This is a genomic window from Mesorhizobium sp. (assembly GCF_005063415.1).
In the GTDB taxonomy this organism is placed as follows: domain Bacteria; phylum Pseudomonadota; class Alphaproteobacteria; order Rhizobiales; family Rhizobiaceae; genus Mesorhizobium.
In genome coordinates this window covers 1-214 of sequence record NZ_SUEG01000449.1, presented here as the reverse complement: position 1 = coordinate 214, position 214 = coordinate 1, and the positions used below count along the sequence as shown (strand labels likewise).

Genomic DNA, 214 nt, shown 5'->3' with positions numbered 1-214 from the left:
CTTTCCTTCCAGAACGACTGGTCCACCTTGTCGATCTTGGCGGCGATCTTCAGAGGAATCCCGGCCCGCGCTGCTATTTCTATGGCCGTTTCCGGCCCCTTTTCCGGCGAGATGCGACCGAGAAACGCAAGATAGCCAGAGGTGTTCGGGTGGAATGGCAGAAGATCGCGGGGCAGGCCGTGATGCACGGTTCCAACCCAATTGACGGGCGGCA

The 214-nt window shown here is 59.8% G+C and carries 1 pseudogene; it reads right to left on the bottom strand.

The annotated features are described in order from the left end of the window. Positions 1-214: pseudogene (locus E5W70_RS33005) on the bottom strand (glycosyltransferase family 4 protein); the annotation flags it as partial.